At 69.9% G+C, this 246-nt stretch carries 1 pseudogene; it reads right to left on the bottom strand.

The window, feature by feature from the left end:
• A pseudogene (locus KVT44_RS56575) lies at positions 1-228 on the bottom strand (heavy metal translocating P-type ATPase); the annotation flags it as partial.
• Positions 229-246: the final 18 nt, after the last annotated feature.

The following is a 246-nucleotide window of genomic DNA, read 5'->3' as shown; positions in this document are numbered from 1 at the left end:
CGCCCGGAACCGGGCGATCGCCTCCGCGCTGGTGGGTTTGACTGTGTCGGCGACCGCGACGATCCCCAGGTGTGTCCCGTCACGGCCGATGGCGACGACGGTTGCTCCCTCAGTTTGCAGCGCGTCTGCGTCGTGCTGTAGTTGCGTGGCGGGGCGGATGCCCCACTGCTCCTGCAGCCAGGACGGACGGCCGGCGACGACGAGAGAGCCTGCGACGATGCCCTGCACCCCAAACCCGGCGTGAGA

Source organism: Streptomyces sp. GbtcB7, assembly GCF_019091445.1.
Lineage (GTDB): Bacteria > Actinomycetota > Actinomycetes > Streptomycetales > Streptomycetaceae > Streptomyces > Streptomyces mirabilis.
Note: the sequence above shows the minus strand (reverse complement) of the source record. Positions and strands in the feature narration are given on the sequence as shown.